Genomic DNA, 25,219 nt, shown 5'->3' with positions numbered 1-25,219 from the left:
TCACATCTTATTTGATTTACTTAAAATTAATTATCCTTTTTTTTAATAAAAACAACGCCTTGAGAATCATTCCCTATATCTCCTCTTACGTTAGCCCTAATTTTAAATTCGGCACCTGTTTCATATTCATTGATTTTTACGCTATAGGTATTTTCGCTTGAGGAAGTCCCTGTTTCTCCCTTATGCCTATCTTCGGTAATTAATTGTCTGTTTTTATAAACCGAAACCCCTTCAATTTCCAGCTTATGGGCTCCATCGGTATAAATAAATGTTATTTCATAAATTCCATTTCCAGTTATTTTACCCGTTGCATCCAATTCCAATTCGCCAAATTCTACTCCTTTAATAAGAGTTGGTTTCCATTCGCCCATTGGCGTTCCGAACTTTTTGTATTGTTCATATTTCTCTGGAAAATATAATGGTAGCGAGAACTGGTGACGGTTCACTACGGTAATCGCCTTAAAATCGGATAATTTATCTACTTTAATTGGGCTGATATACACATCATCATAGGTATTGGGTTTAAGACCATTAGTAGTGTAACGAATATGTGCACCCTCGACTACATTTTCCAAGGTTATCTCGATGCCATCTCCAACTTCCTTTTTCCCAATCAATTTAGGCTGCGGCACCCTATACCCATAGCCCGCTTCATCATATCTATTATAATGTTTTCGCATTCTATATTCAAAATCGGACCAATCTTTAAGGTTTTTATCTGTCCAACCAACCTCTGCCAAAGCTGCCATCCTAGGAAAGGTTAGATAATCAAAATACTTTTCAGATCTATTTTCATTAATAGGCAGTATTTCCTGTAAAATGGTGCCATGGATAAACTGATCAGACCACAGGGTGGCGTGGACACCCAGAACCTGCGACTGGTATGCGTCATCTAATCCTTCTACCACAGGATCCATACTGTATACTTTTTCAAGGCTAATTGGAGATAACCAGGTTGCAGCTTTCACCTCCCCGGGGATACTACTTTCTGCAACGTCAAAATAAGCATGGCTCGATAGTGCCATCACCATATCGTGCCCTGCCTGAGTACCCAGTATGGCCTTTTCTTTGTTGTGCCACACCATACCAACAGCCTTATCGTCCAATCCTCTTTCAATGATTTCGTCCCATCCCACAATCGTTTTTCCGCGTTTCTTTAATACCTTTTGTATCCGATTGGTGAAATATACCTGAAGATCAGCTTCTTTCTCCAGTCCTAGGGAATCTTTTCTTTTCTGACAATGAGAACATGCCGCCCAACGATCATACCTGGCTTCATCACCACCGATATGTATATACTTACTGGGGAATAAAGCTACCACTTCATCAAAGACATCCTCCAGAAAATCAAAAGTAGACTCTCTACCCACACAGTACAATTCTCCACTTATGGAGTGTTGGGTCTGCACCACCTGTGGGGCACCGGTACAGGACAAATGCGGATACGCAGCAATGGCGGGTAAGGTATGCGCCGGAATCTCTATCTCTGGGATCACCTCTATATTTCGCAAAGCTGCATAGGCTATTATTTCCTTTATTTCCTCTTGAGTGTAATATCCTCCAGTTCTTTCGTGTCCCTCACCCCGGAATCCACCAACAGAAGTTAACCTGGGGTATTTCTTTATTTCTATTCGCCATCCGGCATCGTCTATCAAATGAAGATGTAGTACGTTCATCTTGTACATAGCCATCATATCTACCAATTGCTTAACATAAGACACTTCATAAAAATAACGACTTACATCCAGCATCATTCCTCGCCATGGATATGCTGGCGTATCCTCAACGTAAGCACCTTCTATGGCCCAATCAACATCTTTCTGCCTTCTTGAATTGAATATTTTAACGGGAAGCATTTGCCGTAGCGTCTGGATTCCATTAAAAACACCAGCCTCACTATTACCTATAATTTGAATATTTATGGAATTCACCATAAGGCGATACCCTTCTTTGTTATCGTCTTGAGGGTCTATGGAAAGGTGAATACTGTTTTTTTGGGGTTTATTGGATGCCGACAGTTTAAAATCCCATCCGGTTGCCGGGGAAATGGTTTTACCCAGGTATGCTGCCATGGTCTTCAAGCCATTGCGATACTGTATTTTAGTAGATTGATTTAATGAAAACACCTCGCCATTAGGCTCATACCTTTCTGGTTTTGGAATAATATCGGAGGCATTTGCCTGGCCATAAGAAATAAAAATAACGAAAAACAATAAACAAGTTTTTCCTAAAGTAGTCTCTAGTAACATAAAAGATAATAATTGAAATATTTATAAATACAGTTTAAATAACGCATTCACCTTCTGTATTTATTTTTTTGAGGATTAATAATTTGACATTATTGTAATGATAACTTGGAGATATTTTTTTAGAATAAATAATTATCATAAAAATGTGAGCAGATCTGAAATAACTGTACTAAATATTATTTATGATTATTCGTATTCGAACACAACGGCTGAATGACATCTCAACTCAGGAATAATCACTTCTTGTTTATCTCCCACATTTTTGATGCTTAATATCTCTTTTTCAGGAATTGTATATGCTTTTTTTATTTTTTTATCAAAGTCTACACGTACTGGCGTATTGTATAAAGTAACCAAATCTTCAATTACTTTAGCCCGACCACGCTGATGCGGCGAAGCATAAGTTAGATGAACCACATAACGAGTCTTTTGAGGTTGATGTAACAAATTTACCCTCCCACTACTTGGCAAATCTACTTCAACATAAGGATCAATTAGAACTTTCTTTAAAGCATTATAAAACAATTGCTTATGTACTCTCGAGCCTTCTTTCCCATAATTTTCTTCTAATTTATGTGCAGCCCAAACAATATTTCCTTTTTTAATAATTGCAGGATGATCAGCTGCTTTGGTTTTATATGGCGTATTATCATGAGATGTCCAATGTTCTACGGTTCGGTTAAAATAAGGTTCATGAATTTTTGCAAGAATTTCAGCCCCGGCTTCTGGTTGAACACGAACTGCAGGAAATCGATTCAAAAAAGGCGATTCTACCAGATCCTGGTTTAATTTTTTTGAAACTAGTGTATAATCAACATCAGCCGTTGCTTCTCCCAAATATGTTGCGCCAATATCAAATTTCCACTTTCCATTTGCAAAAGCACCTTTTTCAAGAATAAATAGCTTACCACCTTTATCAACAAATGATTCAATTTTTTCTGTTTCTTCATCATTTAATTCCACATCACTATGCAAAATTATCAGATTTAAAGCACTCCAGTCTTTTAAATTATTTGCAACTACAAAATTAACTTGTTTTTCCAACAAGATTTTGACCAAATCATTATCCCTTTCTGTAAAACTTAACCAAATAGCTGTTTTTGCCAAGTGCTTTGAATTCAGACTATAGTCTTCAATTTTTTCAATATATCTATAAGCGTGACCAATATTATCGTAGGTGGCTTTCTCTAATTTTCCTGTTGGATGCAATTGATCTCCAAAATTAGCCATAGCTCCATAGGAAAGCATACTTGCTGCTTCATACCAGATAGCATCTTTGTGTTTAAAACCTCCAAACTCACCCCAAGCTGAGTGGAATTTACCACTCATGGCAACTATGGGTTTTCCTGTATTAGCATAATATTTAGCCCTTACAGGAAATACATCATAACCGGCCCAAGTAGTAGGTAAATCTTCTAAATCATGTTTAGTATTGTATTGGTCATAGTCCTCAATAATAATTTTTTTATTGTTAATTGGCGTAGTCCAGTTATAATAGATTGACGCATTAGGTTTATATTTCTTTATGATTGCATTAGTTTTTTGAAAGTACCGATGCATTTTTTTGCAATGATGAGCCCAAGCTTCTTCTTCATTATTCCAATCAACCCCATTGGCTTCCATATCTTTTTTACTGTATTCATTATAATTAATAGTTCCAACGGGCACTATATCGAACCAAAAACCATCAATATCATAGTTTTTAGCAATCTCTTCGGTATGTTTTAAAAGATGTTCCATATAAGGTCCTTCTGGATACAATGTTGGCCATCCCCACGGAAAATACTCTCCTGGTTTAGCTTTGGCCTCCATTTCAGCAAACGTATTTTTACCATCTTTATCTGTTAACACCCATTCGGGATGTTCTTTGGCGTCAAGTACATTCCACCCTACTGTAATATAGGCTCGAGAAGAAACACCAATTTCTTTGTTTGCCTCAATTTGAGCCTTAAGTAAGTCAAACTTTAAATTAGGGTGTCGTTTTCCTACTTTTGTGTTGTAATATGCCCAACCATGATGGCCTTTCGCAAAAATATTAATGGAGTTGACATGACCTTCTTTTAATCTTAGTTGCCATTCTGCTTTATCCCAGTTTTCACCAATATCCTTTAATTTTTCGGTAGTATGAAAATCCAAGTGTACTTGCCTAGAACCTTCACCATTATAAAATCCTTTCCGATTTGTTTGCGAAAATCCCTGAAAAGATATTAATAGTAACAAAATAAAACTCTTTATTATAAATTTCATAAAATCCTATTTTTTAATATTTGTGATTTTAAATGAGTATGCATATTTAGAAGGTAATTCATCGTTTGTAAGGTTAGGAACCTTAAGAACTAAATCTTTTCCTTTTTGAACAAATTCAATTTTTAAATTAGTTCCAATTAAATTAATTTCTGTTTGATCGGTCACCATAACATCTTTGATAATCAGAGTATTTTTGGGCCACTTGGGAACAATTGCAAAAAGATCACTTCCTTTTTTTGTAAAAAATATTTCTCTAACGGCATAACCCGGTTCTGGATCAATAGTTTGTTTTAAGATATAATCAGCTGGAAGATAATGGGTACCTTCAGGTTTCCAATCTTTTTTACCTTTCTTGGACCATTGACATGCACGCTCCCATTTACGAGTTCCATAAATAGCCTCTCCATTAACTTTAAGCCAATCACCTATTGCCAACAAGCGGTCTTGCATGATAGGAGGAATATTACCCTGAGCGTCTGGGCCGATATCCAACAAAAGATTTCCCCCGTTACTAACCACGTTTAAAAGTAAGTAAATAAGAGTTCGTTCAGAAGCGTAGTCCCAGGCATCTTCGTTTGTATTATACCCAAATGAAAATCCAATTCCACGACATTCTTCCCAAGGTCTACTACCATCAAGTTCCGATTGGTATTCTGTGGTAAAATACCCTCCGTGATTAAAACGGATTCCATCTCCCCACCGGTCGTTGATAACCACCTCATCACCTACCGCAGATTCATTGAAAAGCCAGGCCAGCAATTCCGGAGAGTGCCACTTTTCTGCACTCATATCCCAGTCCCCATCGCTCCAAATAAGATCTGGCTTATAATTCTCCACCAGGTCCTTAAACTGTGGATGCATATGTTCTAAGGCAAATTTTTCTTTGTCCTCTTTCCAAAGAGGGTTAAACCACTCATAAAGGGAATAATAAGTCCCAAATTTCACATCGGTTTTCTTGACTGCCACTTCCAATTCCTTTAACAAGTCTCTTTTGGCCCCTACGTCCTTGGCATTCCAAGGGAACCCCCAGGTTTTGTTTGCTGTTTCACTGGGCCATAAAGTAAATCCATCATGATGCTTGGAAGTAATCATCATATATTTAGCTCCCGCGTTTTCGAAAAGTTCGGCCCACTTGTCGGCATCAAAATCTCGCGCGGTAAACTGCTCCCCAAAATTGTAATAACTAAAGTGGGGCCCGTATGTTTTAACATGGTGATCATAAACTTCAGTACCTGAAAAATCGCCATTTCCAAAAAGTGACTTACTTTGTAACCAATATTGGTACCACTCTGCATAAGTTCCCTTTGGACTCCATGCCGGAACCGAATAGGGTCCCCAATGAATAAAGATTCCAAATTTAGCATCCTCAAACCAGGATGGAACAGGTCTACTATCAATAGATTCCCAATTAGGCTCTATTTTTTTTTGCTGCGCGTTAATTTCTTGCCCTAAAGTGCTAACTATAGCACAAAGAACCAATACTAAAAATTTTAAATTTCTCATAATATCATTTCGTAATTAAAGTTATTTCTATTTATACTAATTTATGTTTCTAAAATTATTGACATGAGCGCATATGTCAGCATAAAATCCATTTCTTGCCATTCAAGTTTATTGAGGTCCAAATTCACGCCCACCATAGACGGGCTGTTGATCGACTACTTTAAACCTTAAAACACCTAACGGATTTTCTCCTGACGAATACACTTTGAGCTTTACAAATCTCGCCTTTGCGGGTTTAAATTCTGGCATGTACTGCTGATTGATAGCAAGCGTAGATTCTTTTCTACCTTCCCCAAAGGTTTTCCAGTTTTCTCCATCTACAGAAAAGAAATATTCAAAATCATATTCATTCTTGAAATATACTTCCCGTCTTGTTTCAGGGTCAAAGTATCCAAAGGCAGCGTTCACATAGTATACATCGGCTACTTTACCCAGATCTAATATTAGTTCCCCTTCTTTACCTTCACCTCTCCAATAGGTTTCCGTTTTTCCATCTGTTGCATAGGAAGCCTTACAGTTGGCGACACCCCCAATGGCAGTAATCTTTTTTCCAACGGCTACCCCCTTTTCAACAATATGAAATTTTCGTCCAACCGGTAGAGCTTCCGACAATAATTCTTCTATCTCCTCCCTACTTCTAATGGTGTTGATTTCTGATTTGGCACCTGCTTTTTCTTTAATCCATGCCGGATAATCCCCGGCTTCTTTTTTAAAATAATAGGCCGCACCTCTTACATTATAATCATGGGAACCATTGGCCAAGTAGGGTTCATGAGAAGAACCTATCACCACATTATCTTTAATTTCAATTCCTCTAGACCCGTTATCAATGTAGATACCATGGCTATAGTCACTACAAAATGGTTCTTCGGGATGGGCTACATTTTCAATGTAATTAGCATACCACCTGGTACCGGGTGAAGCTCCCAAATTATATATGGCTCCGGTATCGCCAAGCCTCTTTGTAACATTGGTGATTTTGTTATGGGCCACTATAACACCTCCAGCAACTGTTGGATGATTATATGCCTTGTCGGAGCCGTCTTTCCAAAAATCAAAATTGTCTACATCATAACGGCCCCAACCCCAGCCCAAGCTAATTCCTCCTGCAGAGGATCCATCAATGGTGTTATTGATAATCACAGCATCTTTAACAAAAGAGCATTTTATTGCACACACGTCATAGTATTCCTGCCCTACGTCTTGAATTCGATTATTATCGATTATAATTTCCCGACTTACTTTATCGCTAACGATATGGTGGTCTTGTAAATTTCCGATGGTAATGGCAGATCCAGATATATCCTGAAAGACATTTCCAAAGATATTTACATTCTTGTTATTGGTATCAAAGTTCAAAGCGGTTCCTCCCAGGTGCCTAAATATATTACTTTTGAACACTACATTTCTTGAGTTTTTGAAATGCACATTGCCTGGTATATCAACCAATCCCTCGAATGCATCTTCGATAGATTGGTAATCCGGATCGGTTAAAATTGCTCCTGATTGAATACTAACATATCCCTTTGATGTAGATGGTTGGCTCCAGTTGGCATATTCGAAAGTAATTCCCTCAAAGGAAATATTTTCTACCCCATCCGCATCGATCAGACGATCCACATTGGAGATTACTGTCTCCGAATTTTTCATAACTTCTCCTTTACGAGGCTTGTAATAGATCTTCCTTTTACGTTTATCCAAATACCATTCTCCCTCTTCATCCAAAAACTCCATCGCATTTTCCAGCCAGGATACCGCTTCATCCTGTTTGTTGTTTAAGATTGCAAAAGGACCTATTTTGGCAAGATTCCAATATTCCGGATCCACATAGGCAATTCCGTTCTCAATTTTCTGCAATTTACCACGATACATTTTCCAGCGCATCACATTAATCATTTCAACATCCTCAACATTAGACAAACTTGGAAAGTCTTTGGGAACCTTGAATCCATTGGGCGTATTGGCATCGTCTCTACAGGAAACAGATCCGCAATTTTTTGGGCGATGTGCTATTCGCAGCCAACCATCGGCATCTACTGTTCTGGCTCTTACCGCTCTTTCTCCGTTTATATACAGATGTCTCCCCGTTACTCCAGGCGGTACTTTTGCAGTCCATATACTGTCCTTATCAGGCCCTTTCCAGTTGCTAATTTTCACACCTCCTCTAATAATGGGATTGGCTCCATTGGCGGCCATAATTTTCATGTTGGAATATTGATTATTAAGCTCTAATGGTCTTTCCAAATAATAAATACCATTCTCGAGTTGCAGCGATACATGGTTCTTGTTTTTTCCTGCTTGATCTACTGCATAAGCCAAGCTTTTCCAAGGATTTCCCTTAGATCCGTCTCCCCTATTGCTTCCTGATGGTGAAACATAGAAATTTACATGCTGCGCAAAGGCGCTTAAGGAACATAACAACAACATGATTATTACATTCGCCTTGATACTATTCATTTCTATTGATTTTTAATTTTATGATTGTTACCTAGTTTCTATTGGCTCTCAACTTTTCTAACCTTAACTCATTATCTTTGATTGTTTTGTTATTGAACTTAAATAATCCTATCACCAGGGCGCCGATCACAAAAGGATGGCGGGTACAATGGAAAACACCAATAGTACACCTTGAATTGCAACTTCCGATTGTAGCACACAACCGCTCCTATAGACAAAATATCCCATTACAGTCATAGCAATAGCACCTTCTATGGACAGCTAGTTTTAAGAAAAACAAAGTAAAAGACAGCGTTACACTAAACTGACTGTTTTATTTTGTTGAAGATTACAAGCTGTTAATATTATTAACAGTAAAACAACTCCATAAAACTTTAATTTTAAACTTCTCATATCTGTTAATTTAATAACTCTGATTTTTTAAGTAATAAAAGACTACATTTTTATTATATGCTTCAATAGTATTGTTCGTATTATGCTCCCATTAACCTGAATAGAATCTTTAAATGGAATGTGATCTAAATGCCAGCGATATGCTAATGTCCTTCCTATTTCATTCATTGTATATTCAGGAAATCCGTAAATATGAAATCTAAATTTGAAATACTACTTTACGGCTTTAATTGAGAATTAGAGGTTTTAGCCAGTAATTCACTGAATATTTATGCAAATAAATATGGCTGTTTCGTAAAATCACTTGACAGCTAATTCGATTTAGCGATTAAATATAAAAATAAATTTTAGATAATATATTATCTAAAGAAAATAAGACTTGACAACAACTTAAAATGTCTGAGGTTAAGAAGTATTTTCAAGTAGTCCATTATCAAACGTATAACCAGGTGAGGTTTCTTTATACCAGTACTTAGCTACTGATTTTTTATCTCCTTCTTCCCACCAATACCCACTTAATGCTCCATTGCAATAGTAATCTACATTATAAGTAGCTTTGTCCAGCAAATGAACATGACCACTCAAACAACTAATTCTTTTATCATTATGTTTATAAAATAAATCTGTAATGTAATCACTATCCTTATGATTTCCTCCTTCTTCCAGAGTTGTGCAAACCCCTAAGATTGGATAATGGGACATGATTAAAACATTACTTCCCTATTAAGTTTTTCCAAATCTTTTTCCAGCCATAACCTTTGCTTTTCATCTAATGCCCCCGCGTTATTATTACTATCAAGAACAATAAAATGCCATCCCTCTTTACCAAAACTGTAGTACCTATTTGGTATTTTAAGTTGGTTGACTACATAATCCTTACCATACATTTTGTCTAATTTATTTGGTGCAGCCCACCACATATCATGATTCCCTAAACAACTAAATATTTCATACTCATCAATTTCGTTTCTTAGTTCATTCCATATATCCAATTGCTCTAGAACCCTTTTTCTTTTTATGTGAGAATAATCTGCAGCATATATGGTATCTCCACCATTTAAAATGAAATCAATATTATGTTCTTTTATTTTTTCTATACATTTCCTAAACCGATTTGGAGCATTATGTTCTGGACGCATATGTACTTCTGTTATGTGTGCTATTGTCAAAACTTTTTTGAGTTTATTGTTAATCTGTTCAGAATCGGAAGCTAATGAGAACTTAGATAATAATGACGCTCCAACTGCTAATCCGAGAGTTTTAAGCACCATTCTCCGATTATATATAGACTTATTTTTAAAATTCATTTTTATAATTTATCGTATGTTAGAGTTTATTCGCAATAGAAAAATTTACTTTATGGTTTTGATTTAGAAAAAAACTGTATGCAAAACATATTTATGCCTTGATTATATAATTTATATCAAAAAAACGATTATATACCAATCTTACTTTTATATACATCCAAGACCCGATAATTCTTTTACTATAGATTTCAAAACAAAAAATAACTATCATTGATGATTTATAATTCACAATAAGGTATCGCTTTAACAATTTAAAGGGAGTCTTTCAACTCCCTTTTACTCACACCAATGAAGTGTAAGCTAACCAAACTAACTGTCTTAATTAACTGTTATTAATTTTTACCAACCTGGATTTTGTTCTAAATTAGGATTAAGGTTTAATTGTTTTTTGGGCAGTGGCCATAAATAATGCTTAGGCACTTCAAAATTTCTATTAGAAGCTGGTTCTGCGATTATATAACCTTCAGAATCTACCTCAAAATTAACTCCAGGCGTAATTTCAGGGAACTCTGTTTCATATTGGGTACCGACAAACTTTATACCTTTTATAGCTTTAGGCAAGACCTCTTCTGCAATCTTCCAACGATTTAAATCATCACGTCTAAAACCTTCCAAAGCCAATTCTACTTTTCTTTCACGACGTATTTCTGTTTGCATATCGAGCATATTATTTTCCACATGGGCATTTGTCAAATGTGGCATCCCAACACGGTCTCTTAGCTTATTTATGGATAAGTTTAAGTCCTCATCGGAAATATTACCATTCAATTCAAATTTTGCTTCTGCATAATTCAATAGTACTTCCCCATATCTAAAAACAATATTATCATACTCTGCACGACCCGCCCAAGATTCTTCTGTTTCACCCAGAAATTTATAATTAGTATAACCTGTACGCGTTAATGCTCCATCCAATTTAGGTTTTTCATAAGTCATTATTGCAGCTCCCCCTCCTACATATTCAACCCCAGGCTTTAAGACAGTCTGCATCAGGCGTGAATCCCTATTTTCAAACTCTGAAGTCATAGTGTTATAACCCATAAACAATGGTGAATCTGATATTGGCAACCCATCTACTGAAAGATAACTATCTACAAGCCTACGAGTGGGATTCTGAATATTTTGCTCTAGCCACCTAGTTGCATTATGCGTTCCATTGATATCCAATACATACCTTCTAGAGAGAATTACCTCTTCACTATCTTCACCTGCTTCAATAAAAAGTTTTCTATAGCTTTCTTCTGTTCCAAAGGCTGTAAATAAACTAAATTGGCCTCCGTCAATAACTGCTTTAGCTGCCTGTACGGCGATTTCTAAACGTTCATTTGCTTTCTCTCCTCCGTGAAACTTCGCCCAGGTACCTTCAAATAAGGCCACTCGGCTTAAAAATGCCTGGGCTGCTTCTTTTGATACTTTCCCTAGTTCATTTGCAGGAATTTCGCTCTGACTTGGCAATCTATCAATCGCTTTTTGGAGATCAGAAATTATAAAATCTGCAACTTCTACTCTAGAATTTCGTGGTGCTAATAACTGATCACTATCAGTATCTAATACATCTGTTATAATTGGCACACCTCCAAAACTGGATAACAAATTAAAATAATTAAACGCTCTAAAAAAATATGCTTCACCCACTGATCTTTCAATTTCATTAGGATAAGCATAATCACCGCTCTGTTGCAATAGATAGTTGATTCCTCTAATTGACGCATATGCGCCATTCCAAAGCCCTGATTCATCTGGTGGCAGATAGGAACCATTACTTAATGGATTAGGACCTTGACCAAAGGCTATTTCAGAATCTGTATCCCTAGGATAGGAGAACCCAGGCAAATTACCATAAAAAGCATTTGCGGCTAGTTCAAAATCCCTAGATGTGTTCCAGAAGGAACCATCTGACACCTGATCTTTTGGATAAAGATCTAAATCTTTGGTGCAGGAGCTTGCAATGCCTATTACAAGCATTATAGTTACAATATTTTTTAATCTCATAATTTTTATTTTTAAAATGTTACATCTAAGCCAACTGCCATAGTCTTTGCAAAAGGATAATTACTACCCCAGGAATTATCTTCGGGATCGTATCCCCCTGGAAGTTCATGATAATCCCAAATATCGTTAGCACTTACATAGACTCTCAGATTTTGAATTCCCCCAATACTTTCCAGAACCTTATCTGATAAACTATAACCTAATTGAATATTTTTCAACCTTATATAAGCACCATTTTCTTTGTTGTTAGAAGAGTGCGCAAAATTCCAATCTCTAATATTACTGTGCGATATTCTTGGATATTTAGCATCTGGACGCTCCGGAGCCCATGTATTATTGTAAAATAGCGCAGGTGGATGATACCAAGGCTGATTGAATGGTACTCTTGCTTCATGTTCCCTAAATACGGTTCGCTTACCTACGCCTTGCAGAAAGGCGCTAAAATCAAAACCCTTATATTTTGCATTCATGTTTATTCCAAAAGAATATTGAGGATCTGTTGTTCCAAGAATAACTAAATCTCCATTTTCCCGCTCATCGCTATATGCATCTATTCTTCCATTACCATCCACATCCCTATACATTGCATCTCCAATATCAATATTAGCGGGAACACCATCAAGCTGTTTATAAGCATCTAAGGTTGCCTGGTCTTGAATAATTCCATCAAAATCAAATCCGTAATAAAGATTAGTTCTATAGCCTTCTCGAACTCCATTCAAACCAGCAGCATAATTATCAAAGCCTCCTAAATTTGTTACCTTGTTATCACTATTACTTAATACCAAATTAGCACCATATTGAAAATCATTAATTTGGTCCTGCCATCCTAAGCTAAGTTCCCATCCCCAGGAATCCAATTCTCCATTGTTTGTAAATGGAGGTGTAGCTCCCAAAACTGATGGTAAAGTAACCCCAACCAGCATATTTTTATTGGTTTTTTTATAATAATCGAAAGAAACATTCATACGGTTATCAAAAATATTAGCGTCAACTCCAATATTTCTCGCTATTAAGGTCTCCCAGGTTCTATTTGTTGAAACCATACCAGCCAAGGTTGCCGATTGAGCTCGCTGCGTATCACCAAAAGGATACTGTCCTCCAATATTGATATTCTGGACATAGTCGTATAGGCCAATTCCTGACTGGTTACCCAGCTCTCCATACGACACCCTTAATTTTAAATTATCAAAAAAGTCTAAAGATTTAATAAAGCTCTCTTCAGACAATCGCCAAGCAGCTTGTACTGAACTAAATAGTTTCCATCTTTGATCTTCAATAAACCTTGATGAACCATCGTAGCGAAAGTTTGCTTCTGCAAAGTATTTCCCCTTGTAATTATAATTTAAACGAGAAATTAATGATTGTAAAGCCCAATGATAACCGCCACCATTATTAGACATATTTTCTTTGTCCCCCAAATTTAGCGTAAACAACTCATCGGATATAAAATTATCACGGTAAGCACTAAAACTGCTAGTATCATACTCATCATGCGTAGCACCGGCCATAACACTCAGTTCATGTATATCATTGAAAGTATTATTATATTCCAAACGAGCAGAATAATTACGTTGATTAGTTTTACTAAATCCATAATTCGCATTATTTGGAAAAGTAGCATACTCATTATAGGCAAATTTATCGTCCCAAAAGTGATATGAAATTGGTGTTGTAATTCGTCTTGAGTCGAAATTTTCGAATGTCAATCCCGCTTGTGCTACGACTTTAAGGTTATTTAAAAACTCCCAATCTATTGTTAAATTGGGTAGGAATCTATTAGTCCAACGTTCCAATGGAGCTCCTTCTCTGGCCATAGCAACAGGGTTAGAGTACCCCCATTGAGAAAACCAATTTTCTCCACTTTGCGTCTTTACTGGAAAAAAAATGGGTGTTAAGCGTACTGAATTCACTACTCGCTCTAGCGAATAAAGTTCTTCGGTTTGCAATCTTTCAAAAGTTAATCTGGTATCAATTTTCAAATTATCAGATATATTAAATGAATAATTACCCCTAATATTGAAACGTTCAGCTACATCTGGAGCGCCTTCCAACATACCGTCGGTTTTATTATATCCTACAGAATAATAATAATTAGAATTATCCCCTCCACCATTAATGCTTAAGTTATAATCCTGTTGTATTCCAGTACCATAAAGCTCATCTACCCAATCGGTACTTTCAAAAAACTGAAATTCAGGGGAGCCCTCTAACCTAACAGGTGATGAGCCCTGTTCAATACGCTCTATTCTTTCATCATTCCAAAAGGGTGAGACACCATTATTAATATCGGCTTCTCTATGCATTAAAGCATATTGTATCATTGTAGGGTACTCTATTTTATTTAAAACACTAGAAATCCCGCTAAAAGCATTCAAGCTTACCGATGGTTTTCCTTTCTTTCCAGATTTAGTTGTGATTAAAACAACTCCACCAGCAGCCCTAGAACCATATATTGCTGCAGAGGCATCCTTCAGGAATGACATACTTTTAATATCTTTTGGATTAATTGTATTAAAATCATTAACTGGATTTCCATCAACAAGGATCAAGGGAGAATTACCTCCATTTACAGACGAAATACCTCTAAGATTAATATTTAGACCTTCCCGACCAGGTTGCCCCCCAGACCTTGTTATTGTAGCACCAGGCACCATACCTTGTAAAGTGGAAAGCACATTATTTGATGGCCTGCTTGCTATTTCTTCAGCTGTAATTACCTCAACAGCCCCTGTTACAGAAGTTTTAGCTTTGGTTCCATAACCGACAACTACTACTTCATCCAGTTCGCTAGTATCTTCTTCTAAAGTAATATTCATTATATCCAAATCACCTACCTTTTTTTCAGTAGTTTTCATTCCTATAAAAGAGAAGACTAAAACATCACCTGTTACAGCTGAAATGCTGTAATTTCCATCAAAGTCAGTAACAACCACGGTTTCTTTTCCTTTAACCTGAACATTCACCCCAGGTAAAGACATTCCATTTTGATCTGTTACTTGACCATTAATAGCCTTCTGAATAATTTTATCTACAAAATCTCTGGACGAATCAATTTTAGATACAGCATATAATTGCATACTTCCAAAAAAAGCTAGTAAACACCCCATGGTAATTGATAGTCTATATTGTCCATAAGACGAACATAATTTTTTTATCATAATTTAATTTTTTAATGGTTAGAGTTGAGTAAGCTAAGCCCTAGCGTAAACATTCAAATTACTTCTATTTACCAGGTTCTTTTTTTTGTTTTCGATTAATTGGTTTTTATTCATAAATTAAAAATTTAGTTGCTAAATCGTTTTAGCTTTTACTGAAAAAAATCTTTTTTTTTCATATTTGCTAAATGCTTTTAGCTAATTTAACAATTTTTTTAGAAAAACAAACTTATTTAAGAAAAAAATTAGTTTAGCGATATTGCAGTACAGTGAATAAGAGAAAAACTATATTTGGTTAACTTATTAGAACTTATAAAAAGAAAGGGGCAGACTCTGAAAGTCTGCCCCCTAATTACCCCCATTAACAACTTTTTTCAAGTGTTAAAAAATATAGTCTCTGTTAATTACTTTCAACAAAATCCTTTTCCTCAAATTTTCCGGAATATTTTATTCCTTCAAGTTCCCAACGTTGTAACATTGAATTTAAATTACTGCGAAAAGCGTTATAATTCTTTCTATTTTTCTTAGTCCACCCAACTTCAGCATATGCGGCTAAGCGTGGGAAAATCATACTTTCCATATCTTCTGTATCAGGAATCCATTCTCCCCACATTTGGCACCCCATACCTAGAACCTTAGCATGATATTCATTATCCAGCTTCTCAGGTATTGGGTCAAATTCATAAGCTTTTTCAATGGGAATATACTTGTAAGAATAATCTAAATATGTATACACGTGATGTGAATTTACTATGTCGTAACCGTTGGTTACCGCTTGTATTATTAAATCTGTACTACCTTTCCAAAAATGAATTATAGCACTCTCTGCCAATTTTTCCTGTACTTTAACATCATCAGCCTTTTGCCATTCATGTACATTACCTCCAAGTATCTCATTCCATCCCATCATTCTATGCCCGCTTTTATCGATAAAATTAGATATCCTATTAGTGAAGAAAATTTGAAAATCTGCTGGAGTTTTTAATCCATTCTCTTTCATAAACCTCTGAACTTCTATAGAGTTTTTCCATGCACCAAACTTTACTTCATCTCCGCCAATATGAATAACTTTTCCAGGAAAAAGCTCCATAACTTCTTGGAGCACGTTTTCTATAAATTCATAAACTCTTGGATCAGCCACATTATAGGAGTCCGGAAGTTTACCAAAAACTACCGGAACCTCTTTCAACTCGCCAATTGTCCCTAACCAGGGATATGCCGCAATTGCTGCAGAAGCATGTCCTGGCATTTCAATTTCCGGAACAATCGTTATATTTCTTTCGGAAGCATAAGCTATAATATCTCGAATTTGATCTTGAGTATAATACCCCTTATGTATTTCTCCCGATCTTTCTTCACTATCCCAACCCCCAATTTGGCTATTACTTCTGTAAGAACCAACTTCCGTTAATTTAGGATATTTTTTTATTTGTATACGCCAACCTTGATCGTCTGTAAGGTGCCAATGAAAAACATTCATTTTAAGTAAAGCCATTTGATCAAGTATTTTTTTTACCTCTTTGGTACCTTTAAAATATCGTGCTTCATCCAACATGAAAGCTCTCCAGCTAAAACGGGGTTTATCTTTAATCTTTAGCATTGGAATTGACAAGGCTTTTAAACCTTTCTCTACATTTAAAGGAATAAGTTGTCGTAAGGTTTGAATTCCATAGAAGACGCCTGTGTCAGTTGCCCCTTTTATGGAGATATTCTTCTTATTAACTTCTAAATAATAACCCTCTGAGCCTAATTCTTCCAGCAGGCTTGAATCTACCTTTAGATTAATAACGTTTACCCTTTTCCTGTTAACCTTCAAACTCTTTTTAAATACGGTATGTAGTATACTTTGAAGATAAGCAACATTGTTTTGGTTTAATTCATCTGCAGCTATAGAAGTATTTTGATTTAAATTAAAATTTCCTTTTCCCTTTTGAACAGATAAAGGTTGAGGAATCACATTTATATGCTGCGCCACGAGGCACGTATTCACAAATAGAGCAACTAAAAAAAAGATACTTATTTTTCTCATAACGGCGTTTTGAACATTTTCAAATTCTTAATTAATCTCATTATTATGCTTATTTCCATTTCATTTTCGCTAAATACAGTCCTTTTTTATCCCAACCGGTATTGGAAATATACCATTCGCTTTCGTTTACTTTAATTACTTCAGGAGCATGTAAAGGTAAAGAGGTAACTAAGTTCTCTATAGGAAAGTTTAAAGGATCCTTAGACCAATATACATGTGTTTCGTTATAATCGGTAAGTGCGCGACATACGAATAGATAATACAATCCATTTCTTTTTACTATAAAAGGACTTTCAGCATCCCCCGCCCAATCAGCCTCATATGGTTGGGTATGTACAATTTTTGGTCCACTCCAATGTTTTAAATCAGGACTGGTTCGCACTGCTACAGAAGAACGAGTATCGACTTCATTAAATGTCCGGGTATAATAAAAATAATATATCCCATTATCCTTAAAAACAAAGGAATCTCTTGCGTGTCCCGGATCACTGAACAAGGGGTTAAACTCATGCCTTTTCCAATTGAACATATCGTCAGATTCTGCCATACACAATTGTCCCCAACTAGCATAGTATGGCGCCTTTTCCTGTAAATTCCCTATATTATAAAACATATGACTTTTATCATCTTCCTGGTATATATGTGGAGCCCAAAGTACTCGTTCTACTCCAGGTTTTGCTTTAAGGGCATAATCGTGATCCTCCCACGTTAATTGAGAAATACTGTCAGCACTTATATGAAAAAGTTTGTTTTCTCCAGTCCATGGATTAATAGGTTTATGACCAATTATACCATAGGCATGCCATTTGCCATCTGGTCCTTTAGCAAAACTATGATCATTCGTATACCAAGTAGTATCAATTTCGGAACGGGTATCATTTGGATTAAAAATATGTTGCCACTCTCCTGAAATTTCAGGTGTTTCCACCCTGAAAGTAGTTTCCTTAGTTGTCTCTGTTTTTTTGGAATTTTGATGGCATCCTAAAGGTATAAGAGATAAACCTAAAACCATTGCAATTGATACTAATTTTAAAAGAACTTTCATGATATTTTTTTGAAACTAATTAATTATGATTTAAAATTTCGGTTACCGGTTTTCCACGCCAGAAATCGGGGATATTTAACCCTAACAGATGTGCAATGGTAGCTGCTGTATCATAGGTGACAATTGTATTTTTAAGTTTGCCTTTTCCTGAAATTCCCTTTCCATAAGCAATCCATGGAATCTGCGTTTCCAAGAGAGTTTTTCCTCCATGCCCTTTGTTTATCCCACCATGGTCTGCCGTGAAAATAATAATTGTATTGTCCATTAAATTTTCCTTTTCCAAGGCTTCTAACAGGTCTCCTACTAATTTGTCTACACGACCGACAGCTTTGTAATACTCAGGGGTATCGTGTCCAATGCTATGACCGGTATGATCAGGCTCATCCAAATGTATAAAGGTAAATGCCGGCTTTTCTCTAACTATAAAATCAATTCCATTCTGCATAGTTTTCTCTTCTGTTTCTCCATTATAATTTAGATCAACTAATTCATTTTCAAAAAGATATTTTATGCCGGACCAACTATAGGACACCCCCATTTTAGCCTTGGGCATTTGTTGATCTATAACACTAAAAATAGTAGGATATAATCCGCTTGGCCCCAGTACAGCGGAAGGTAGCTCTGGTTTCTTACTTCCCCATTCCGTAAATCCATGAAGTTCAGGACCTGACCCCATAATCATAGAAGCCCAATTCACCGCACTGGAAGAAGGTAATACGGCTCTAGTTTTTAAAGAATATGCTCCTTCCTTCATCATTTTTCTTAGGTTAGGTATTTCTGCCTTGTCGAAAGCATAGCTACCCAATCCATCGGCACCTACCAAGATAACATGTTTAATTAAAGGCTCTCTACTTTTAATAGCCTTTTCTTTATTAACGCAAGCCATATTAACCATGGTGATTAAACCGGCAAGAATGACCAAAACAATTTTAGATCTAAAAACCATCTTTCCTATTTTAAGGTTAGTATTGCTTCTAAAACATCTCCCTTATGCAAACTTCTGGAATGAATTTTGACATTTAATTGGTTATGTTTTAATTTGGAATCCTTTATTTCAATGGGATTGCCATTTAATGCTACTCTTAGTTTAGAAACTCTTTTCCCTTTAGGAATTTGTACATTTATTTGATTCAGGTTTAATTTCCCGTAATTCAACATTAACTCAACCTCTTGAGAGGAGCCTGATATATTTTGACTAAAACTCCCCCATCCTTGCGCTGTTATAAATGCAGATTTAAATTTCTCTTTATTCAGTTTCGGTGCAAATCCGATAATTCCTTTTGGACCGTGATATTTAAACCCGGAAACCGCGATAAACGGTGCATAACCACTCATGGCCCTGGTATAATGATTACCGTATTCGATTTCATTATATGGATTTCTTCTTTTAGCTGTATAGCGGTCGTGGATTGCTTTCACTACCTTTAATCCTTCTTCTACTAAGCCTTCGGAAATAAGGGTGGCCGCCAATTGATGTTCCTGTCCTGTCCAAATTTCGCTAAAATAGCCTACCACTAATTTTTCCCATTCATTTTCAATGATTCCGGGAGCTAAATCGGTTCCTCCTTTAGGAAAGGATGCCATCACTACCCCTGCTTCATCCTTATCGGCGTAGTAACGTTGTACCGGAATATCGGCTTCAGAAAGATATTCTCCATAATTATCCACAAAGTTATATTTCATAATAGATTTCAAAGCTGTTTTTACTTTCTCCTCAGGCAAAATATCCCCCAGTCCAGTTTGAGTAGACCAATATTGCCCTAATAGTTGATCTGTATGACAACCTATATTCGTATTTGGTGCTTCAGGATGATCAGAGTCATTTTTTTGAATAAAATATTCTCCATTGAATAATTCTTTAGAAATATTTTTAAAACTTCTCTTAGCTAATTTATCACAAGTCTTAGCAAATTGCACATCCTTCATATCCAATGCCATTTGTTTTCCTGCTTTTAGAGAAGCTGCATATAAACCACTTATCCAGCTTATTTTCCCATACCAGGTTCGATCTAAAGTATTGTATTGCGGGCCTTCCAAGATACCGTCAGCTTTTCCGGTTTTCTCCATATCCTGGTTTATCATTACCTGAATAGATTTTTTAATCTTTTTCCAGTTTCTCTTTAAAAATTCATCGTCTGAGGACATCAGGTGTTCTCTATAAATTCGCATAACAGTTCCGGCATGTCCATCAATGGCAAACCCTCGACCATCATGCCGTCCCATATCACTAAACTCGCCTCTATAGGAAATGATACCGTTGTTTTGAAAAGACAAACCAAGATCAACTTGTTCTCTTAAGTTTTGGGCTAAATTTGGAAAAACACGCCCCATTGCCTGTTCATAATGAAATACATGAGTACAAGTCCCTTCTCCTAAATACACCCCCTCATAGGTATAAAATCTTCCTTCGCTTTCTTTGCGATCTTTCAAATCGTCAAACCGCACTGTAGCAGTCGTTGCCAAGGTACTTACATTGGCAAATGTTCGATCTAAAAACCACTTTGGCAAACTAGAGTTATACCATGTTTTATTCCAGTTTTTTGTAATTTTTAATAGTTCTGGCCTGTTAATTACATACTCTGAAACTGCAGCCGAATTCTCAAATTTACTACTATAATAATGTCTTAAATCTTCTTTATTAGTCCAATGATGTCCCCCATCCCAAAGGTGTACATTGGGAAAGTACCAACTTAAATGAAAAGTAAATGTTTTTTGTTCACCAGGCTTTAGATTTACAGTAGAAGAGACACTTCCTACAAGTTTTTGCCCAATATCTATAGTAGCCTGAGGTTTTTCTTCCGGTACTTCATAAACATAAGCTCCTTTTGGTTTACTAACACCAGCGTTTCCAATACCTTCTCCTACCAGTGTTAAACTCATGTTTCCAGCATCTGGAAATGTATTCGAATCTAAATTTGAACTCTCGCATATCAGCCTCGTGTAATTTCCAGTACTTATGATCTTATTTTGGTGTTGCCCATTTAGAACCTGTTTTTGAGCACTCCAATAACCTGCTGTGTTCTGTAACCATCCATTTATAGAGACATCAATATTTGTGTTACCCTCGTTAATAACGGTATATTCCATTACTATCATCGGCAAACCAGAATTATCTGCATCTGTTGGGATAAATGGAGTATAAGCATTCAATTTAATTTCTACCGGCAATTGGGGGTCATTATAGGTAACTTTTCCTATAGGGTACTCTCCTTGAAAAGAAATATTAGAAAATCCCTGTTTATTTAGGGGTCTTTTATATTCAAACCCATTGTCATTGATTGTTATACCAAAACCATTCTCAAAATTATTATCCTGTACTAATGGATTAAGATAATAACGATGCCCTCCTTCGTTTCCCGGGCTAATTTTAGATATATTAAATATATCCCAGTACCAAAGTTGCCCATCACCTCCTAAATAAACCTGACCAGCAGAAATTCCACCAACAGGCATACCTATATACTTTAAGTCTTTTTTAGAACCATCTACTGTTTCATTTGTATTTGATTGTGCTATTATTTGTGAAGAAAGGAGCACCAATAATAGTAATGTTATCAATCTGTTCATGCTTATATTTTTTTCTTTAAAATTATTTTTGATTCAACCATCCTAATTCAGCCATAGTGACTCCATGGGTATTCAAGTAATGTGCATCTTCAGGGCCGCAGGAAGTAATATATTCTTTCCCTTTATAACTAATTATTTCGGCTGCATGACCAAACATAGTTGTTAAGACATTTTTTTTGTAGTCAAAATGATCAGGATTATCCGAAACAATTACCAGGGTCTCGGCATATCGCCTATGTGCATAGGTAAAAAACAAATACCATAATCCATTTCTTTCAATCAAAAAAGGAGATTCAATCAATGTAGCCCATTCATTATCATCAATTCCAAGAATCGTTTCGGGGTTTTCAAAATTTACAAAGTCCTTAGTACGAATTCTCAACACCTGTGATTGTTTCATACCTTCATTACCGGTTGCTACAACATGAATCCAGTATTTCCCGTCAGGTCCTTTCATAATATGTGGGTCTCTTGTTCCCACCCACAATTTATTTGGCAAAATGGGTGTTTTTGTTTCTTCCCAATTTACAAGATCTGTTGACCAATAGACTTCTAACTGTCTTTTTTCCCTCCATTGTTCAACCACCATCACCCATCTATTAGATTCTTCATGCCAAACAACAAACGGAGCCCCAATATACTCGGTACCCTCAATTTCATTAATTGCAAAAGGTTCTCGTTTCCAATTTTTGGTCGCACTATTTGAGGTTAGATGTCCTAAATAAGGATGATATCTATACAAGTCTTTTCCTTCAGGAGGAAAAGGATTATTAATTCCAAACCAGTGAAGCTTTCCTTTTTTATCAACCACAAAACAATGATCATTTGTAAACCACTTATTTTCGTCAAAATCTGGTGAAGGTTTTGGATCAAAAATTTGTTGACTTTCTCCTTTTAAATAAGGAATTTCTGCATCTTCTAAAATGTTTTTTTTGGGAGTATCTAATCTCTTCTGATTGGTTTGACAAGATATTGTTCCAAAAAAGGCGCATATAACTATAATGATATTCAATCTTAACATAATTATTTCTTTCAACTAAATTCTTATTCTAAAATATCTATTTCAGCAATGGTTGCCGATGAGCTTCCTCCGGCTCCTCTAATAGAGACAATTTTAACATATCTTGCCTTTACTGGTTCATCAAAAAGAACTTTACGTGCTTTAGGATCATTAATCAGATTACCAAGGTCAAAAGTTCTGACTGTTTTCCAGGATGTTCCGTTTTTACTTATTTTTATAACTCCCTTTTCAATCAAGCCTTTTTTAAAATTTAATGGCGGAGTGTAAATAAAACCTCGAATCGTTTTATTTTCTTTTAAATCGATGGTTAATTCCGGTTCTCCACTTCCAGAATTCCAGTAGGTTTTTACATCAGCATCAATAGCATTCTCTGGGATATTTTTTTCACTATCATAAGTTCCTTTAACGTCCCAATCCTTTTTAATCAAGCCAAATTCTCTTTCTGCCAAACCTCCTGTTTGTTCTTTTTCAAATGACTTGGCTTTTACGTATCCAGATTTCAAGAAAAAAGGATCGGAAAATATTTGTGAATTTTCATTCGGTATTTCACCATTAGTAGTATATCTGATAATCACATTTTTTGAAATACTTTTATTAACATCAATCCCGTCGGTTTTCCAATCAAAATCACTTTTTTTAGGGCTAATGGTGACTTTACCATTAAGATTACGTTCAATTACTAATTGTGGAGGACGAGGTTTAAAATAATGGGCAGAGACATTTGATAAAGAAGGACTTAAACGAGATTTCAAAATTCTCACCCTTAATTTATTGGTAGTCACTTCTGGAAATCTCAGTATTTTTTTATAACCTATAGTAGTGCCTTCTACTACTTCCTGCCATTTATTATCTACCCAGGCATCTAATACATGTTCTTCAACCCGTTGCCCATGAGTTTGTATAGCTTCTTGCAACAAGAAGCGATTCAAAGTAATGGGCTTAGGTAAAGTAATTATATAAACTCCTTTACCGTCTTCACCTAAAACATAAGTGTCTTCATTCGAATCAAGAATTGCACTTTCACCTTGAGCTCCAACTAGCAAATTATTATTATAAGTTTCTCTAATTCTTTCACCAACCTCCTTAAGTACTCTAACATCTTCTTTGGAAAATCTACCCTCTTTATTAGGTGGAATATTTAGTAGGAAAGTAGAGTTACCACCTACAGAACGTTCATAAATATCGAATACGTCATCTGCACTTCTCACTTTTTGATCTTCATCTCTATAGAACCAGCCTTCTCTTATAGACGTATCTGTTTCGCCAGGCAAATAGTGTAGATATTTAGCATCAAAAAGTTTTTCTCTGCTACCAAGGTCACCATGCATGTCAGGAAAAAGGTTCATTTTATGAGGGTTCTGGTCAAATGTGACTACATCCCATTCTGATTCGCGCGTAGCCCCAGATTCATTACCGCACCAGCGAACATCTTCTTTTCCAAAAATTACAGCATTGGGTGCTAGGGTTTGTATTAGTTCTTTCCAAGCCAGGTAGTTATACTTTTGACCTCCCTTTCGTTTTGGATGCGCTCCATCAAACCAAACTTCGTGAATAGGACCGTATTCTGTTAAGAGTTCGAAAAGCTGATTCAAAAAATATTCGTTATAATCATCTACTTTAAACTTAAAAGTGGTTTTGTTTTTAAAAGGTCTATTTTTAACAGGCCTTGGTATAATTCGCTCAGTCCGTTTGCTCAAATTTCCATAAAGTCCGTCTTTATTTTCTATTTGGTACAAATCGGCTGGAGAAAGATAAACTCCCAATTTCAATCCGTATTTTTTGCAGGATGCTGCAAGTTCTTTCAACACATCTCCCTTACCGTTTTTATAAGGAGAGGACATCACTCCATGTTTGGTATAACGAGATTGCCATAATACAAATCCATCATGATGTTTGGCAGTAAACATTACCAGTTTCATTCCTGCATCTTTTGCAGCACGACACCATTGATCTGTATCTAAATTTTGAAGATTAAAAACTTTGGGATCTTCGAACCCATCACCCCATTCTTTTCCAGTAAAAGTATTTACTCCAAAGTGAACAAAACACGTAAACTCTAATTTTTTATAAGCATATTGGTTGGCAGTAGGAACTACCCAAGCTGCTTTTTCTATAATATCCTCTTTAGTATCATTAGGCTCTATTTTAATTGTACGCTGCCCTTGTGCAAAAATTGCTGTGTGCAATAGCACACCTATTAGACTAGCTAAAATTTTATTAATCATAATTTCTGGATTAAAAGATTACTCTA

At 36.0% G+C, this 25,219-nt stretch carries 14 protein-coding genes; all 14 read right to left on the bottom strand.

The annotated features are described in order from the left end of the window. Positions 1-26 precede the first annotated feature (26 nt). The 14 genes from BUA71_RS07565 to BUA71_RS07505 all read right to left on the bottom strand — a co-directional run bounded on the left by BUA71_RS07565 (position 27) and on the right by BUA71_RS07505 (position 25,193). Positions 27-2,213, bottom strand: coding sequence for a beta-N-acetylhexosaminidase (locus BUA71_RS07565; protein ID WP_175545942.1), 2,187 nt, complete (start codon positions 2,211-2,213; stop codon positions 27-29). Positions 2,214-2,435: 222 nt separating this feature from the next. After that, complete coding sequence (locus tag BUA71_RS07560; RefSeq protein ID WP_072878302.1) at positions 2,436-4,496, bottom strand: alpha-amylase family protein; 2,061 nt, start codon at positions 4,494-4,496, stop codon at positions 2,436-2,438. Between the two features lie 6 nt (positions 4,497-4,502). Next, the gene (locus tag BUA71_RS07555) at positions 4,503-5,999 is read right to left on the bottom strand and encodes an alpha-L-fucosidase (protein ID WP_083572056.1); all 1,497 of its coding nucleotides are present in this window, start codon (positions 5,997-5,999) and stop codon (positions 4,503-4,505) included. 108 nt (positions 6,000-6,107) lie between these two features. Then, positions 6,108-8,456, bottom strand: coding sequence for a discoidin domain-containing protein (locus BUA71_RS07550; protein WP_072878300.1), 2,349 nt, complete (start codon positions 8,454-8,456; stop codon positions 6,108-6,110). A 798-nt stretch (positions 8,457-9,254) separates the two neighbouring features. Then, entirely contained in the window at positions 9,255-9,551 is a 297-nt protein-coding gene (locus tag BUA71_RS17485) for a hypothetical protein (protein WP_139277076.1), read from the bottom strand. Between the two features lie 2 nt (positions 9,552-9,553). Beyond that, the gene (locus tag BUA71_RS07545) at positions 9,554-10,156 is read right to left on the bottom strand and encodes a metallophosphoesterase family protein (protein WP_139277075.1); all 603 of its coding nucleotides are present in this window, start codon (positions 10,154-10,156) and stop codon (positions 9,554-9,556) included. 339 nt (positions 10,157-10,495) lie between these two features. Then, positions 10,496-12,148, bottom strand: coding sequence for a RagB/SusD family nutrient uptake outer membrane protein (locus BUA71_RS07540; RefSeq protein ID WP_072878298.1), 1,653 nt, complete (start codon positions 12,146-12,148; stop codon positions 10,496-10,498). An 11-nt stretch (positions 12,149-12,159) separates the two neighbouring features. Then, complete coding sequence (locus BUA71_RS07535; RefSeq protein ID WP_072878296.1) at positions 12,160-15,309, bottom strand: SusC/RagA family TonB-linked outer membrane protein; 3,150 nt, start codon at positions 15,307-15,309, stop codon at positions 12,160-12,162. 397 nt (positions 15,310-15,706) lie between these two features. Further along, complete coding sequence (locus tag BUA71_RS07530) at positions 15,707-17,335, bottom strand: beta-N-acetylhexosaminidase (protein ID WP_072878294.1); 1,629 nt, start codon at positions 17,333-17,335, stop codon at positions 15,707-15,709. A gap of 49 nt (positions 17,336-17,384) precedes the next feature. Further along, positions 17,385-18,380 carry a family 43 glycosylhydrolase gene (locus BUA71_RS07525; protein ID WP_072878292.1) on the bottom strand — a complete coding sequence of 332 codons (996 nt, stop codon included), beginning with the start codon at positions 18,378-18,380 and terminating at the stop codon, positions 17,385-17,387. Positions 18,381-18,399: 19 nt separating this feature from the next. Next, the gene (locus tag BUA71_RS07520; RefSeq protein WP_245812551.1) at positions 18,400-19,326 is read right to left on the bottom strand and encodes an alkaline phosphatase family protein; all 927 of its coding nucleotides are present in this window, start codon (positions 19,324-19,326) and stop codon (positions 18,400-18,402) included. 5 nt (positions 19,327-19,331) lie between these two features. Next, positions 19,332-21,947: a GH116 family glycosyl-hydrolase gene (locus BUA71_RS07515; protein ID WP_072878290.1), complete on the bottom strand. Its 2,616-nt coding sequence runs from the start codon at positions 21,945-21,947 to the stop codon at positions 19,332-19,334. A gap of 22 nt (positions 21,948-21,969) precedes the next feature. Then, the gene (locus tag BUA71_RS07510; RefSeq protein WP_139277074.1) at positions 21,970-22,983 is read right to left on the bottom strand and encodes a glycoside hydrolase family protein; all 1,014 of its coding nucleotides are present in this window, start codon (positions 22,981-22,983) and stop codon (positions 21,970-21,972) included. A gap of 8 nt (positions 22,984-22,991) precedes the next feature. Continuing rightward, positions 22,992-25,193, bottom strand: coding sequence for an alpha-L-fucosidase (locus tag BUA71_RS07505; protein WP_072878286.1), 2,202 nt, complete (start codon positions 25,191-25,193; stop codon positions 22,992-22,994). Between the last annotated feature and the right edge of the window lie 26 nt (positions 25,194-25,219).

Origin of the sequence: Salegentibacter echinorum (genome assembly GCF_900129445.1) — a bacterium.
Lineage (GTDB): Bacteria > Bacteroidota > Bacteroidia > Flavobacteriales > Flavobacteriaceae > Salegentibacter > Salegentibacter echinorum.
This window is presented reverse-complemented; position numbering and strand designations above follow the sequence as displayed.

Coding starts and splice junctions, on each gene's coding strand:
- BUA71_RS07560 (WP_072878302.1), bottom strand. CDS start 4,496: ATGAAATTTATAATAAAGAGTTTTATTTTGTTACTATTAATATCTTTT.
- BUA71_RS07555 (WP_083572056.1), bottom strand. CDS start 5,999: ATGAGAAATTTAAAATTTTTAGTATTGGTTCTTTGTGCTATAGTTAGC.
- BUA71_RS07550 (WP_072878300.1), bottom strand. CDS start 8,456: ATGAATAGTATCAAGGCGAATGTAATAATCATGTTGTTGTTATGTTCC.
- BUA71_RS17485 (WP_139277076.1), bottom strand. CDS start 9,551: ATGTCCCATTATCCAATCTTAGGGGTTTGCACAACTCTGGAAGAAGGA.
- BUA71_RS07545 (WP_139277075.1), bottom strand. CDS start 10,156: ATGAATTTTAAAAATAAGTCTATATATAATCGGAGAATGGTGCTTAAA.
- BUA71_RS07540 (WP_072878298.1), bottom strand. CDS start 12,148: ATGAGATTAAAAAATATTGTAACTATAATGCTTGTAATAGGCATTGCA.
- BUA71_RS07535 (WP_072878296.1), bottom strand. CDS start 15,309: ATGATAAAAAAATTATGTTCGTCTTATGGACAATATAGACTATCAATT.
- BUA71_RS07530 (WP_072878294.1), bottom strand. CDS start 17,335: ATGAGAAAAATAAGTATCTTTTTTTTAGTTGCTCTATTTGTGAATACG.
- BUA71_RS07525 (WP_072878292.1), bottom strand. CDS start 18,380: ATGAAAGTTCTTTTAAAATTAGTATCAATTGCAATGGTTTTAGGTTTA.
- BUA71_RS07520 (WP_245812551.1), bottom strand. CDS start 19,326: ATGGTTTTTAGATCTAAAATTGTTTTGGTCATTCTTGCCGGTTTAATC.
- BUA71_RS07515 (WP_072878290.1), bottom strand. CDS start 21,947: ATGAACAGATTGATAACATTACTATTATTGGTGCTCCTTTCTTCACAA.
- BUA71_RS07505 (WP_072878286.1), bottom strand. CDS start 25,193: ATGATTAATAAAATTTTAGCTAGTCTAATAGGTGTGCTATTGCACACA.